At 61.2% G+C, this 14,371-nt stretch carries 12 protein-coding genes; 2 read left to right on the forward strand and 10 right to left on the reverse strand.

Annotated elements, in window-relative coordinates:
- Positions 1 to 56 precede the first annotated feature (56 nt).
- Positions 57 to 1,811, reverse strand: coding sequence for an extracellular solute-binding protein (locus DMY87_RS06160; protein WP_165826185.1), 1,755 nt, complete (start codon positions 1,809 to 1,811; stop codon positions 57 to 59).
- Positions 1,812 to 2,146: 335 nt separating this feature from the next.
- Here DMY87_RS06160 and DMY87_RS06165 point away from each other — a divergent pair, with 335 nt between their 5' ends.
- Positions 2,147 to 2,779 (forward strand): invasion associated locus B family protein, encoded by a 633-nt coding sequence (locus DMY87_RS06165; RefSeq protein ID WP_110790442.1) that lies wholly within the window; start codon positions 2,147 to 2,149, stop codon positions 2,777 to 2,779.
- Between the two features lie 89 nt (positions 2,780 to 2,868).
- Here the strand turns inward: DMY87_RS06165 and hspQ are convergent, their stop codons facing one another.
- From hspQ to DMY87_RS06185, 4 genes are all read right to left on the reverse strand, one after another.
- Complete coding sequence (gene hspQ, locus DMY87_RS06170) at positions 2,869 to 3,198, reverse strand: heat shock protein HspQ (RefSeq protein WP_110790443.1); 330 nt, start codon at positions 3,196 to 3,198, stop codon at positions 2,869 to 2,871.
- Positions 3,199 to 3,275: 77 nt separating this feature from the next.
- Complete coding sequence (locus DMY87_RS06175) at positions 3,276 to 4,208, reverse strand: DMT family transporter (RefSeq protein WP_110790444.1); 933 nt, start codon at positions 4,206 to 4,208, stop codon at positions 3,276 to 3,278.
- A gap of 176 nt (positions 4,209 to 4,384) precedes the next feature.
- Positions 4,385 to 5,794, reverse strand: coding sequence for a type I glutamate--ammonia ligase (gene glnA, locus DMY87_RS06180; RefSeq protein ID WP_110790445.1), 1,410 nt, complete (start codon positions 5,792 to 5,794; stop codon positions 4,385 to 4,387).
- A 62-nt stretch (positions 5,795 to 5,856) separates the two neighbouring features.
- Positions 5,857 to 6,195: a P-II family nitrogen regulator gene (locus tag DMY87_RS06185; protein ID WP_006727717.1), complete on the reverse strand. Its 339-nt coding sequence runs from the start codon at positions 6,193 to 6,195 to the stop codon at positions 5,857 to 5,859.
- A gap of 350 nt (positions 6,196 to 6,545) precedes the next feature.
- On the opposite strand from DMY87_RS06185, the gene DMY87_RS06190 reads away from it, so the two are divergent.
- The gene (locus DMY87_RS06190) at positions 6,546 to 8,024 is read left to right on the forward strand and encodes an NAD(P)H-hydrate dehydratase (RefSeq protein ID WP_245408840.1); all 1,479 of its coding nucleotides are present in this window, start codon (positions 6,546 to 6,548) and stop codon (positions 8,022 to 8,024) included.
- Positions 8,025 to 8,050: 26 nt separating this feature from the next.
- Here the strand turns inward: DMY87_RS06190 and DMY87_RS06195 are convergent, their stop codons facing one another.
- From DMY87_RS06195 to uvrA, 5 genes are all read right to left on the reverse strand, one after another.
- Complete coding sequence (locus DMY87_RS06195) at positions 8,051 to 9,712, reverse strand: Na/Pi cotransporter family protein (protein WP_110790974.1); 1,662 nt, start codon at positions 9,710 to 9,712, stop codon at positions 8,051 to 8,053.
- Between the two features lie 151 nt (positions 9,713 to 9,863).
- On the reverse strand, positions 9,864 to 10,667 hold the full coding sequence (locus DMY87_RS06200) for a DUF72 domain-containing protein (protein WP_110790447.1): 804 nt from the start codon (positions 10,665 to 10,667) through the stop codon (positions 9,864 to 9,866).
- On the reverse strand, positions 10,664 to 10,921 hold the full coding sequence (locus DMY87_RS06205) for a hypothetical protein (RefSeq protein ID WP_110790448.1): 258 nt from the start codon (positions 10,919 to 10,921) through the stop codon (positions 10,664 to 10,666). The genes DMY87_RS06200 and DMY87_RS06205 overlap by 4 nt, the downstream gene beginning before the upstream one ends.
- On the reverse strand, positions 10,918 to 11,244 hold the full coding sequence (locus DMY87_RS06210) for a DUF4258 domain-containing protein (RefSeq protein WP_110790449.1): 327 nt from the start codon (positions 11,242 to 11,244) through the stop codon (positions 10,918 to 10,920). The genes DMY87_RS06205 and DMY87_RS06210 overlap by 4 nt, the downstream gene beginning before the upstream one ends.
- A gap of 4 nt (positions 11,245 to 11,248) precedes the next feature.
- Positions 11,249 to 14,170 carry an excinuclease ABC subunit UvrA gene (gene uvrA / locus DMY87_RS06215; RefSeq protein ID WP_110790450.1) on the reverse strand — a complete coding sequence of 974 codons (2,922 nt, stop codon included), beginning with the start codon at positions 14,168 to 14,170 and terminating at the stop codon, positions 11,249 to 11,251.
- Positions 14,171 to 14,371 lie beyond the last annotated feature (201 nt).

Genomic DNA, 14,371 nt, shown 5'->3' on the forward strand with positions numbered 1-14,371 from the left:
TCAAAACGGGCCGGGAACAAGCCCCCGACCCGTGAAACGCTTTGTCGCTGCGCTGTTTACTGCACCCGTGCGTCAAACCAGGTCGGACGCTGATAGCCGTAGAGCGGAACAGCCTCGGGCCGGCCGATATGCTTCCAGCGCGCCACCCATTGTTCGCCCAGGTGATAGAGCGGCACGACATAGTGGCCGGCGACCAGCAGGCGGTCATAGGCACGAACAGCCGCCTGGAAATCCTCGGGCTCACGCGCCTGCAGCAGAGCCTCGATCATCCGGTCGATGTCGGGATCGGCAACGCCGGCATAATTGAAGCTGCCTTGAGCGTCCCTTGATTCGGAACCCCAGCGATTGACCTGCTCGGCACCCGGCGAGAGCGACGAGGTATAGGACTTGATGATCATGTCGTAGTCGAAGCTGTTCGACCGCGCCTGATACTGGGCGTCGTCGACCGTGCGGATGCCCATGTCGATGCCGATCAGCTTCAGCGTCCGCTGGAAGGCGAGCGCCATCTTCTCCTGGCCTTCGTTCTGGGTCATCACCTCGAAGGCAAGCGGTTTGCCGGCGGAATCCAGCATCTTGCCGCCCTGGATCTTGTAGCCCGCCTCGGCAAACAGCTTGACCGCCTTGGACAGCGCCTTGCGGTCGCCGCCGGAGCCGTCCGTGGCCGATTGCGTGTAGGTCCCAGCGAGAATCTCCGGCGACAGCTTGTCCTTGGCGGGCCCGAGCAATGCCAGTTCCTTGTCATCCGCGGCATTGCCATAGGCGCCGAGCGCGGAATTCTGCCAATAGCTCTGCGTGCGTGTGAAGGCGCCGTTGTAGAGCGTCTTGTTCAGCCATTCGAAGTCGAAGGCCGTGCTGATCGCCTCGCGCACCTTGCCATCGGCAAAGATCGGCCGGCGCGTGTTGAAGACGAAGCCGAGCATGCCCGAGGGCAGACCGGGCTTGAAACTTTCCTTGATCACATCGCCCTTCGTCACAGCCGGGAAATCGTAAGCTCTCTGCCAGTGATTGGAATCGCCTTCCGGGTAGATGTCGATGTCGCCTTTCTTGAAGGCCTCGAACAGCGTCGCTTCCTGAAGGAAGTATGTGACGGTGATCTCGTCATAATTGTCGAAGCCGATCTTGGACGGAATATCCTTGCCCCAGTAGTCAGGATCACGCACCCACGTGACCTTCTCGCCCGGCTTCAGCTCCTTGACCTTGTAGGGACCCGATCCGACCGGGATCGCCAGCCCTGCCTGCTCGAAGGTCGCAGCATCGATCGCATGTTTGGGCAGGATCGGTGTCGAGGACGCAAAGATCAGCGGCGTTTCGCGGTTCGCCTTCTCATTGAAGGTAAACTTGATTCCGTGCTCGCCGACCTTTTCCATCTTCTCGACCGAAGCCAGACGCGAGTTGAACGGCGGACGTCCCTTGTCGCGCAGAAGTTCGAAGCTGAAGATCACGTCCTCGGGCGTGACTGGCTGACCATCGTTCCAGTGTGCCTTCGGATTGAGGTTGAACTGCACATAGGTCCGATCGGCATCCCATTCGACGCTTTCGGCGAGCAACCCGTAGAGCGTGAACGGCTCGTCTGCCGAGCGGGTCATCAAGGTCTCGTAGAGGAGGTTGCCGAATTCTGGGTCCCAGACGCCCCGGGCCGTGGTGCGCATTCCCTTCAAAACAAAGGGGTTCATCGCGTCGAACGTTCCGACGACGCCGTAACTGACCTTGCCGCCTTTCTTCACACCCGGCTGGACATAGGGCAAAGCCGGCGCGTCATCCGTGATCGCGGGCTTGCCGTGCATCGCAATGCCGTGCACCGGTTCGGCCATGGAATCGGAGGTGGCGAAGGTCGCAAGCGGCAGGAAAAGCAGGCTGAACAGAAGTCGACGCAAGGTGACGATCCTCCCGGATATGGAATCTCAAAGGTGGGGGAGGCTACCACAGTCACCACAAATCCAACACATGCCCATGTGAATTAGACGGGCGTCGAATCGCGGCCGAGCAAAGAAAAGCTGGATATTCCGGCCGCCGCGATGTAACACGATGGCCGGATCGCCAGGCCATGCATTTGCCTCATTTGGACGACAGGTGAGCGACAAGCACGATCGGTGAATGACGCGGCATAAAGTCCGCGCGACAGGGGTTTTCAGGAGACGGAATACGAATGATGTTCACACTTAACAACGCCACGCGGACGGCTCTGTCTGCACTCGCACTGTCCTTCGCGGCTGCAGCCATGCCGGCTGCCGCCCAGGCTCAGGATGCGGCGGCTCAGGCCCCGGCCAAATGGTTCAAGACCTGCTCCAAGCAGGAAGAATCGGATATTTGCGTCGTCCAGAACCAGCTCGTTGCCGCCAATGGCCAGCTGATCACCGCCGTTGGCCTCATCACGGTCGAAGGCAAGGTCAACCGCAAGCTGCTGCAGGTGACGGTTCCGTCGGCGCGTCTCATCCCGCCGGGCGTCCTGATGCAGATCGACGATGCCAAGGGCACCAAGCTCGACTACGCCGTCTGCCTGCCGGACCGCTGCACCGCCGAAATCCCGTTGACGGACGCGATCATCGCGAGCCTGAAGAAGGGTGGCAATGTGGTGTTCACCTCGATCAACTTCCGCCGCGCGCCGAACCCGATCAAGATCCCGCTGGAAGGCTTCACCGGCGCCTTCGATGGCGAGGCGATGTCGCAGTCGCAGGCCGAAGAGCGTCAGCGCATGCTGCAGGAAGCCATGCAGAAGAAGCAGGAAGAGCGTAACAAGGCGATCACCGACGCCCAGAACGCCGCCAAGCAGGGCAATTGATCATTTTCTGATCGTCGATCGGATAAAAAAGCGCCCGCGTCGAACCGATGCGGGCGCTTTCGTTTGGGTGCTGCAGTATCACGCCTGAGTTAGTGGGCGTAGTTCATCCGGGGCTTGTAACGACCGGTCTGCTGCGGCTCGAAGATCTGCTGGATCTGCGGATTGCGCAGCGGCTCCTGGCTTTCATCCGTTTCCAGATTCTGCTCGGAGACATAGGCCACATATTCGGTCTCGGCGTTTTCCGCGAGAAGATGATAGAAGGGCTGATCCTTGGCGGGCCGAACTTCGGCCGGGATTGCATTCCACCATTCCTCGGAATTGGCAAATTCCGGATCTACATCGAAGATGACGCCGCGGAACGGAAAGACCTTGTGCCGGACGACATCCCCGATACCAAATTTAGCGCTTCGTTGTTTCATGGCTTTATTTCCTTTCCCTCATTTATTTGGGAAGAAGCCCCCGCGAAATCAAGGCATGCAGTTTTCATGCCGAATATTCAGGCCCTCCTTTTCGGAGCCGTGGCCAGAACCAGACCTGCCGTGACCGTCACGATGCCGACAGCGTGGTAGCGCTCGAATGTCTCGCCAAGGAAGGTGACCGCCATCAGGATCGACATAGGCGGCATCAGGTAGAGCGTCATGCCGGCAATGCCCGGACCGAAGACATGCACCGCATGCTGGAAGCAGTAGAAGGCCGCGAGCGAGGCAAAGAGGATGATGCCGCCCAGCATGGCGAAATCCTTGGGCGTATCCGGCAACAGTCCACCGGACACAATCTCGATGAGCCCCGGCGGTACGAGCACGATCGCACCTGAGAGCGCCAGCAGTCCGAACAGCGGCAACGGCGGCATGGCACGAATGCTGGGGCGGCGCAAAAGGATCGAATAGATCGCGAAGGAGATGGCGGCTGCCAGAATCGCAAGGTCGCCGAGATTGAAGCGCAAATGCAGGATGGCCGAAAGGTCGCCTTTAAGCACGATGGTGGCGACACCGGCAAAGGCGATGACCATGCCGGCGATCTCCCGTACGCTGATCCTGCGTCCCCAGAACAGCCATTCAAGCAGGATGATGAACAGCGACGACGTCGTGTAGATCAGCGTTGCATTGGAGGCCGTCGTCAGTGTCAGTGCCCAGTAGACGCCGCCGCCACAGATCCCCATGCCGAGAATACCGAGCACCAGCCAGAGGAGTGTGTGGCGTCGCACGAAGGTGATGCAGTGCTGCCGGTGATGCCAGACGATCGGCGACATGATCAGCGCCGATCCGGCCCAGCGGATCAGCGCCGTGGTGAAGGGTCCCATCTCGCCGGTAATCCCGCGCCCGAAGATCAGGTTGGACGAGAAGAACACCGGCGCCAGCAGGAACAGCATCCAGTCGAGAAGGCGCGGCGAGGGGGCATGGATCGGAGCTGGCTTCGTATCAGGGGTCATTGCGGCAGGTGGGCCTTCAAAAGCAGGCGGGGCGCAGGCTGCGTCGCGCGAAGGCTGTCACGCTATCGACCGGCCGGCCTCACCGAAAGCGCCTCTTTGGCGTTCCGGTACGCCAACAACGAAAAACGCCGGCGGATGTACCGCCGGCGCCTTTCTGGATGTCGGATCGTTGCCGATCAGACGGAATAGTACATGTCGTATTCGACCGGATGCGGGGTCATCTCGAAGCGCATGACCTCCTGCATCTTCAGGTCGATGAACGAATCGATCTGGTCGTCGTCGAAGACGCCGCCGGCGGTCAGGAACTTGCGATCCTTGTCGAGGCTTTCGAGTGCTTCGCGCAGCGAACCGCAGACGGTCGGGATCTTCTTCAGCTCCTTCGGCGGCAGGTCGTAGAGATCCTTATCCATGGCCTTGCCCGGATGGATCTTGTTCTTGATGCCGTCGAGGCCGGCCATCAGCATCGCGGCAAAGCCGAGATAGGGGTTAGCCGTCGGGTCCGGGAAGCGGATTTCGACGCGCTTGGCCTTCGGGTTCGAGCCGAACGGAATGCGGCACGAGGCGGAACGGTTGCGGGCCGAATAGGCGAGCAGAACCGGTGCTTCATAACCCGGAACCAGACGCTTGTAGGAGTTGGTCGACGGGTTGGTGAAGGCGTTGATCGCCTTGGCATGCTTGATGATGCCGCCGATATAGTAGAGGCAGCTTTCCGACAGGCCGGCATATTCGTCACCGGCGAACGACGGCTTGCCGTCCTTCCAGATCGACATATGCACATGCATGCCCGAGCCGTTGTCGCCGAAGATCGGCTTCGGCATGAAGGTGGCCGTCTTGCCATAGGCATTGGCGACCTGGTGCACGACATACTTGTAGATCTGCATCTTGTCGGCGTTGCGCACCAGCGTGTCGAACTTGATGCCGAGCTCGTGCTGGGCAGCCGCCACCTCGTGGTGGTGCTTTTCGACGACGACGCCCATTTCCGAGAGCACCGTCAGCATTTCCGAGCGCATGTCCTGGCAGCTGTCGATCGGCGGAACCGGGAAGTAGCCACCCTTGACGCGCGGGCGATGGCCCAGGTTGCCGGTCTCGTAGTCGGTGTCGTCATTCGACGGAAGTTCGGTCGAGTCGAGCTTGAAGCCGGTATTGTACGGATCGGCCTTGTACTTGACGTCGTCGAAGATGAAGAATTCCGCTTCCGGGCCGACGAAGATGGTGTCGCCGATGCCGGATGCCTTCAGATAGGCTTCTGCCTTCTTTGCGGTGCCGCGCGGGTCACGGTTATAGGCTTCGCCCGAAACCGGATCGAGGATGTCGCAGAGAATGACCATGGTCGACTGGGCGAAGAAGGGGTCCATATGGACGGTCGCCGGGTCTGGCATCAGCACCATGTCGGACTCGTTGATGGCCTTCCAGCCGCCGATCGAAGAGCCGTCGAACATCACGCCGTCGGCGAACATGTCCTCGTCAACGCAGGCGATGTCCATGGTGACATGCTGCAGCTTGCCCTTCGGGTCGGTGAAGCGCAGGTCGACGAACTTGACGTCGTTGTCCTTGATCTGTTTCAGAATATCGTTTGCGGTCGTCATGTTGTTTTCTTCCTCGCAAGAGCTGACGATATGAACCCGGCCTCCCTAGGTGCCGGGTCTGGCTAGATGGCGTCGATGCCGGTCTCGCCGGTCCGGATACGGACCACTTCCTCGACGTTGGAGACGAAGATCTTGCCGTCTCCGATGCGGCCAGTCTGGGCCGCGTTGCGGATGGCGTCGATCACCGCTTCCACGTTTTCGTCCGCCAGCACCACTTCGACCTTCACCTTCGGCAGGAAGTCAACCACGTATTCCGCGCCGCGATAGAGCTCGGTGTGGCCCTTCTGGCGACCGAAACCCTTGGCTTCCGTCACGGTGATACCTTGCAGGCCGACTTCCTGAAGGGCTTCCTTCACTTCGTCGAGCTTGAAAGGCTTTATGATCGCTTCGATCTTTTTCATGAGAAAATTTCTCTCCGCTTCCCTCAATGAACAGGATGAGCCCCGTTCGCCGGATTGAATGCATGGAACGTGCCAGTCTTTCGCCAAAAAACCGCAAAATTCCTCGCTTCGCCCATCCGGCGGCCCAAATCTCTGTCAATTCCGCCTGAAAAGCCAGCCCAGCCGTGTGAAAATATGGATTTTCGCCGATCTTTTTTCAGAATGGCCGCGCGCGCTAAGTCCTTGCCGCCGATCCGCAATTCGCGCCCGTGGTGGCTATCAAATAAGCAAATGAATATTATTAAGGCATGTGCATATGCACAAAATCGTGCCTGTTTGAATTTTTCCGGTTTTCTGATCTAACTTTGCCCATGATCCCCGCGAAACACTCCCTCTTGTTGACACCCATTGCCATGGCACGCGTGGATGCGGCCGCAGCAGCAACTGGGCAGGACAGCTTCGGACTGATGCTTCGGGCGGGCGAGGCGGTCGCGGCTGCGGCACTGCGCCTCTACCCGCAGGCCATGCGCTATGTCGTCTTGTGCGGGCCAGGCAACAATGGCGGCGATGGGTATGTCTGCGCAGAGGCGCTGGCACGGTCAGGCACAGCCATTGCCGTCTTTCACTGCGGCGACCCCTCAAGATTGAGCGGGGATGCGGCGGTGGCCCGTGCTGCCTATTCTGGTGTCTCGCAGGATATCGCCAACTATCTCCCAGCTGACGGGGATGTCGTCATAGACGCCTTGTTCGGTGCCGGGCTGGCACGCGACGTGCCCTCAGAGGTCGCCGAGGTAATCCATCGCGTGAGCAGCGCCCGGATTGCTGTCATCGCCGTCGACCTGCCGTCGGGCCTCGACGGGGCGACAGGGCAGGTGCGCGGCGCCGCATTCCGTGCCGCCCGCACGGTCACCTTCATGGCGCGCAAACCTGGGCATGTTCTGCTGCCGGGGCGCGACCTGTGCGGAGAGGTCGAAGTTTTTGACATCGGCATTCCCTGGCGCCAGGTCGCGGCCGAGGCCGGCCCGCTTTGCGTCAACGGCGCGGCTCTCTGGCACGACCGTCATCGCGCACTGGATGCAGCCGACCACAAATACCGGCGCGGCCATCTCACGGTCTTCTCCGGGCCGGATATCGCAACCGGTGCGGCCCGCCTCAGCGCCATGGCCGGACTGAAGGCCGGGGCAGGGCTTGTCACCATGGCCTCGCCCGCAGCCGCCCTCGCAGCCAATGGCGTTCATCTGACCGCCATCATGCTGGCGCGGCTCGACACGGCAGATGACGTTGAGGCCTATCTGCAGGATCCGCGCCGTCAGAACTTCGTGCTTGGCCCCGGCTTTGGTGATCCCGAAAGGGCATGCGACTTTGCACTGCGTCTCGGCCATGCCGGTCGATGCCTGGTCCTCGACGCCGACGGCATCACCGCCTTCCGGGAGCGGCGCGACAGGCTTGCCGCCGCCTTCGATGGCAAGGCAACCCGGCTGGTCGTGACGCCGCATGAAGGGGAATTCGCAAGGCTCTTCCCGGAAATCGCGAAAGACGCAACCGCAGGCAAACCGGACAAGGCTCTGGCCGCAGCATCCGCTCTCGGCGGGGTGGTCGTCTACAAAGGTGCCGACACGGTCATTGCCGCCCCGGATGGCCGCGCGGCAATCGAGGAGCACGCGCCCCCGACCCTTGCCACCGCCGGTTCCGGTGATGTGCTGGCCGGGATCATCGGCGCACTGATGACCCAGGGTCTGCCGGCATTCGAGGCTGCTTGTGCCGGCGTGCACCTGCATGGTCAGGCGGCGCTGCGCGCTGGCCGGGGATTGACGGCAGAAGATCTGGCGCGTGCAGTCCTGCCCCTCTGATCCGGCTCCGAATAAGGGGATTTTCGCTACAGCTCGGCCGGCTGCACCAGACGGCTCCGCCGCAACAGACCTTCGCCCTCGAGCAGCGGATAGCCGATCGAGACGAAGAGCGAGTTGATCTCCTTGAGATCGCGCATCGTGTCGATATGCAGCGAACTGGAATCGAAGCTTGCCGCATTACCCTGGCGCAGCCTCTGCAGATGCTTCTCCTCGCTCGCCTTGACGAGATTGCGGATTGCTTCCTTGCGCGCCACCAGCTGGCGGGCATGCTCGACATCACGGGTGACCAGGAGATTGAAGGCGAGGTGGGCGTTCTGCAGCACCTCGTGGTGCATCGCGCAAAGTTCCGCCCAGCCTTCGGCCGAGAAGGAGGCCTTGCGTTCGCTCTTCTTGCGTGCTCGCGTCAGCATGTTCTGCGAGATGATGTCGGCGGCCTGTTCGATCTTGATCGTCGCACCGAGCAGGTTCTGGCATTGCGCGGCGGACGTTTGGTCGAGCGCCGTTTCCGATATCTTCGCCAGATAGAATTTGATGTCGCGATGGATCGCGTCGATCTGGTCGTCCAGCGTTTCGATCCGCTGGGTCTTTTTGGGATCCCATTGCTCGAACAGCTCGAAGATGCCGTTCAGCATGATCTCCGTCTTGTCGCAGACCGTCAGCACTTCGCGGGTCGCATTGCTGATCGCTTGTGTGGGATTGCCGAGATCGCTCGGGTTCAGCGCCGAGAGTCGATCGTCATTGGCGGCAGGCCCCTGGCTCACCGAGACGAAGCGTTCCAGCATGGTCGCCACCACCCCGGCAAACGGCAAGCCCAGCACGAGCACGGCGCCGTTCATCGCCAGATGCACCAGCACCACGGCTTCGCCGGGATGCGCCGAAAACAGCGAGGGGCTGGCCACCACCGCGAACTGCAGTGCCAGCGCCAGCAGGGTCATCAAGCCCCGGATAACCACATTGCCGAGCGGCACCACGCGCGTCAGCGGATCGGAAGCCTTGGTCAGCAGGGCGGCGATCACGGCCGCCCCAAAATTGATGCCGAGCACCAGCGGAATGATCAGCGCATCCGGGATCAGATGCTGGTCAGCCAGGGAAGCGGTCAGCAGCACGGCTGCCACGCTCGAATGGAAGGCCCAGGCGAGCAGGGCGGCCAGCAGGAAAGCACTGATCCAGTCACCGGCGAGATAGTTGAACAGCACGGGCAGGATCTGGCTCTCACGCAGCGGCGCAGACGCTTCGCCGATAAGCCGCAGCGACAGAAGCAGAAGCCCGAGGCCGAACAGGATGCGGCCAAGCTGGCGCCAGTGCCGCGCATTAGTGGCGCGAAAGGCGACCGTGCCGGCAAGAAGCAGAATAGGCATGAGCAGCGAGAGGTCGTAGCGCAGGATCCGCACGACAAAGGCCGAACCGAAGTCCGCACCCAGCAGCGTCGCGATCCCGATCGCGGAGGTGACGTAACCGGCGGCCGTAAACGACGCGACGATCAGCGCAACCGCCGTCGCGCTCTGCAACGCCACGGCAAACAGAAAACCGGCAAGGGCTGCCGAAAAACGATTGCCGATGGCAAGCCGGAGCTTGTCCTTCAACACGCCGCCATAGGCGCGTTCGATCCCAGTGCGCACCAGGCGGGTTGCCCAGAGCAGCAGCGCGACGGCGCCCGCGAGGTGGATGAAGACGGCGATACCCGACATGGCTTTGCCCCGAACCCGAAACGTCTGGACGCGCACGTCCAAAAGCGGGAGCATGCCGGCCAGATCGCGGTCGTGACCGCGACTCTGCGACCGAGCCTAGTCCAGTTTCGCCAATGTCACAAATTGACGGATGCCAGCAATCGGCTGGAGCTCACCCGACGCGCTTCTGCAGCGCCATTGCCCCCTTCGGTGCATTCACCTTTCCGCCGGAAATGAAGAAGGCAAAGACATCGCGCGGCGTCTTGGCCGCTGGAGCATCCTTGGCGACCAAGGGCAGATCGTCGGGCACGCCGCCCGCAGCATAGGTCTTGAACCGCTCGCCCCAGTGGTCGATCTCCTTGGGTGGATAGCAGGTTGGCGTCTCGTCGGCTCCCTTCTGCAGGCGGGCATAGACGAAATCAGCGGTCGCATCCGCAAACATCGGGTAATCGTGATGGTCGGCGCAGACCGCCGCAACCTCGTGCCGCCGCAGCATCTCGGTGAACTCGGGCACGAGGAAACTCTCATGCCGGGGCTCGACGACGTGACGGAGCGGCAGCCCATTGAGCGTCTTCGGCAAAAGGCCGAGGAACGCCTCGAAATCATCAGCATCGAATTTCTTCGTACCCATGAACTGCCAGAGGATCGGCCCCAGATGGGAGCCGAGTTCCTCGATGCCCTGGTGCAGGAATTTCTCCACCGACGGCCCAGCCTCGGCGAGAATCTTGCGGTTGGTGCAGAAGCGGCTGGCCTTGAGGGAAAAGACGAAATCATCGGGCACTTCGGAGGCCCATTTGGCAAAGGTCGCCGGCTTCTGGCTCGAATAATAGGTGCCGTTCACCTCGATCGCCGTCAACTGACGGCTCGCATATTCCAGCTGCCGCTTCTTCGCCAGATCGGAGGGGTAAAAACTGTCGTCCCAGGGATCGAAGGTCCATCCCCCGATGCCGCAGCGGATCGTGCCGGATTTGCTCATGGTTTCAATTCATCCTGTTCTGTTTCACCGAAACCTGTCGCCTGGCTGAGATCTTGAAGCACCAACCGGTAGACCCGTCCTTCACGGGCGGCAGCTGGCAGGTCCCCACGTCGTAACGCCTCTCTTGCGCGGTCTAGTTTCCGGATATCGTCAAGACCAACAGAGGGACCCCAAGACCCGGCAACGTCATCCAGAGCAACCGACACCTCAACAGCGAGATCTCCCTCCCGGACCATTTGCAACGTCGTCGTCATTTCACAATCCTCCGCGAGAAATGATCCGTCCATCGACTGGGATCAGGACGATAGGCCGTCACCAAGACGGCAGGCTCTTGCGCTGCTGCAGGAAGGCCCCAAACCAGATGGATCGGCATTCCATTTTCATCGAGCTGCAACACGAGTACCGCAGGTCCTTTGAAGTAATCAGGGTAATCTTCGACCAGCACAGCTCCAGAAATTCCGTCAATCAGCGGCTCAATCAAAATACCATCATTGACCAGCTTCTGTAACGCATGAGCGGAAACCCTTAGCTTCTTGTCGCCGATCAGGCGGACAATTCGCTGAAGTGTTCCGCTCATATCTTCACTCCGCCGCCTGAACCTTCTTCACCGGCCGCCGCTGCAACAGCTCCTTGAGGAACTGCCCGGTATAGGACGCCTCGACCTTCACCACCTCTTCCGGCGTACCCTGGGCCACGATCTGGCCGCCGCCATCGCCGCCCTCAGGGCCGAAGTCGAGGATATAGTCGGCCGTCTTGATGACCTCGAGATTGTGTTCGATGACGACGACACTGTTCCCCTGGTTCACCAGTTCCTGCAGCATTTCCAGAAGCTTGGCGACGTCATGGAAATGCAGCCCCGTCGTCGGCTCGTCGAGAATGTAGAGCGTGCGGCCGGTCGAGCGCTTCGACAGTTCCTTTGCAAGCTTGACGCGCTGCGCCTCGCCGCCCGACAGCGTATTCGCCTGCTGGCCGACCTTGATATAGCCAAGGCCGACATCGAACAGAGCCTGCAGCTTGTCGCGCACCGCCGGCACCGCCTGGAAGAACTCGACACCTTCCTCGACCGTCATGTCGAGCACGTCGGCAATCGACTTGCCCTTGAAGGTGACGTCGAGCGTCTCGCGATTGTAGCGCTTGCCGTGGCAGACGTCGCAGGTGACATAGACATCCGGCAGGAAGTGCATCTCGATCTTGATCACGCCATCGCCCTGGCAGGCTTCGCAGCGGCCACCCTTGACGTTGAACGAGAAGCGACCGGCCTGATAGCCGCGTGCCTTGGCCTCCGGAAGCCCGGTGAACCAGTCGCGGATCGGCGTAAACGCACCCGTATACGTCGCCGGGTTGGAGCGCGGCGTGCGCCCGATCGGCGACTGGTCGATATCGATCACCTTGTCGATGAATTCGAAACCGTCGATGCGCTCGTGTTCGGCCGGGTTTTCGCGAGCCCCCATGACGCGGCGGGCGGCCGCCTTGTAGAGCGTCTCGATCAGGAAGGTCGACTTGCCGCCGCCCGACACACCCGTCACTGCCGTGAACACGCCAAGCGGAATGGCCGCCGTGACGTTTTTCAGGTTGTTGCCCTTGGCCCCGACCACCTTGATCTGCTGGCCCTTCTTCGGCTTGCGCCGCTGGGCGGGAACACTGACCCCCATCTCGCCCGTCAGGTACCTGCCGGTCAGTGATTTCGGATTGGCCATGATATCCTGCGGCGAACCCTGCGCGATCACCTGGCCACCATGAATGCCGGCCGCCGGCCCGATATCGACGACATAGTCGGCCGTCAGGATCGCATCTTCGTCATGTTCGACAACGATCACGGTATTGCCGATGTCGCGCAGGTGCTTCAGCGTCTCAAGCAGCCGCGCATTGTCACGCTGATGCAGGCCGATCGATGGTTCGTCGAGCACGTAGAGAACACCCGTCAGGCCCGAGCCGATCTGCGATGCGAGACGAATGCGCTGGCTCTCGCCGCCCGACAGCGTGCCGGAATTGCGCGACATCGAGAGATAGTCGAGCCCAACATCGTTGAGGAAGCGCAGGCGCTCGCGGATCTCCTTCAGGATGCGGACCGCGATCTCGTTCTGCTTGTCGGTGAGCTTCGCCGGCAGGTCTTCGAACCACGAACCCGCATTGCGGATCGCCATCTCGGTGACCTGGCCGATATGCAGGCCGTTGATCTTGACCGCCAGCGCCTCGGGCTTCAGGCGAAAACCGTTGCAGGCCGGGCAGGGGGCCGCCGACATGAAGCGCTCGATCTCCTCGCGCGCCCAGGCGCTGTCGGTCTCCTTCCAGCGCCGCTCGAGGTTCGGCACGATGCCCTCGAAGGTCTTGGTCGTGGTGTAGGAGCGCGCGCCGTCGGCGTAATGGAAGTCGATCTTCTCCTCGGTGCCGTGCAGGATTGCCTTCTGTGCGGCGTCCGACAGCTCCGACCACTTGTTCGTCAGCTTGAATCCGAAGGCCTTGCCGAGTGCCTCGAGCGTCTGGTTGTAGTAGGGCGAGCTGGACTTGGCCCAGGGCGCGATGGCCCCGTCATTCAGCTTGCGATGCACTTCCGGCACGATCAGCGCCTCGTCGATCTTCTGCTGACTGCCGAGACCGTCGCAGGTCGGGCAAGCGCCGAAGGGATTGTTGAAGGAAAAGAGCCGCGGCTCGATTTCCGGAATGGTGAAGCCGGAGACCGGGCAGGCGAATTTCTCCGAGAAGAGAACCCGCTCATGCGTCTCGTTGAGTGACTTGTTGGCGGAGCCACCGGCCGAAGTCTCCTCCGGCGGCAGCGGCTTGTCGGCATATTCGGCAACCGCCAACCCATCGGCGAGCCGCAAACACGTCTCCAGACTGTCCGCCAGACGGCTGGCGATATCCGGACGCACCACCACACGATCCACGACCACGTCGATATCATGCTTGTATTTCTTGTCGAGCGTCGGCGCTTCGGCGATCTCGTAGAACTGCCCGTCGATCTTGACGCGCTGGAAACCCTTCTTCATCAGCTCGGCGAGTTCTTTTTTGTACTCGCCCTTGCGGCCGCGGATCATCGGCGCAAGAATATAAAGGCGCGTGCCTTCCTCCAGCGCCAGGATCCGGTCGACCATCTGGCTGACCGTCTGGCTCTCGATCGGCAGGCCCGTTGCCGGCGAATAGGGCACGCCAACGCGCGCGAACAGCAGGCGCATATAGTCGTAGATCTCGGTGACCGTGCCAACCGTCGAGCGCGGGTTGCGCGAGGTCGTCTTCTGCTCGATCGAGATCGCAGGCGACAGACCCTCGATCTGGTCGACGTCGGGCTTCTGCATCATTTCGAGGAACTGCCGCGCATAGGCCGACAGGCTCTCTACATAACGCCGCTGCCCTTCGGCATAGATCGTGTCGAAGGCGAGCGACGACTTGCCGGAGCCGGAAAGCCCCGTCATCACGATCAGGCTGTTGCGCGGCAGATCGAGGTCGATGCCCTTCAGATTGTGCTCGCGCGCGCCACGGATGGAAATGGTCTTGAGTTCGCTCATGTCAGGCTCTGATCGGCAAAGGGAAGGGGACTGTTCCTGGGAGAACTGTCCTTATGTAGTCAACGATGGCCCCGAGTCGAGGCGGAAGAGGCAGTCACTGCGGAATTTCGATTCTGTTGACAGGATCATACGGAAATACTAGAACAAATAAAGAACATTTTTCAGCGACCCACATTCTGTGGATTACAGTCCCGAAGCGCC

It is taken from the genome of Peteryoungia wuzhouensis, assembly GCF_003205195.1.
Lineage (GTDB): Bacteria > Pseudomonadota > Alphaproteobacteria > Rhizobiales > Rhizobiaceae > Allorhizobium > Allorhizobium wuzhouense.